Origin of the sequence: Chromohalobacter sp. HP20-39 (genome assembly GCF_033052815.1) — a bacterium.
GTDB lineage: Bacteria > Pseudomonadota > Gammaproteobacteria > Pseudomonadales > Halomonadaceae > Chromohalobacter.
On the sequence record NZ_JAWHTP010000834.1, the window covers coordinates 1 to 258 of the forward strand.

Consider the following 258-nt stretch of genomic DNA (forward strand, 5'->3'; position numbering starts at 1 on the left):
GGTCCGATGCCACCACTGGCAGCCCGGCTCGCATCGCTTCGAGCACTGACAGCGGTAATCCCTCATGGTCCGAAGCCAGCACGAACAACTGTGCCGAGGCTAAAAGACCAGCGACGTCGTTCACATTGCCGGGAAAGCTGACGCGGCCGGGGGCTAGCTTATCGGCCAACGCGTGCATGGCGTTACGTGTAGGACCGTCTCCTGCGATGACTAGCTCGCAACGGTCAAGCGCTGCGCGCGCAAATGCCCGAATAACGA

General features: G+C 61.6%; 1 protein-coding gene. It reads right to left on the reverse strand.

The genetic code is table 11. The features are described 5' to 3' along the window. The coding region (locus tag RVY79_RS22085; RefSeq protein WP_411161769.1) for a glycosyltransferase at positions 1–253 on the reverse strand (253 nt) is incomplete at its 3' end. Between the last annotated feature and the right edge of the window lie 5 nt (positions 254–258).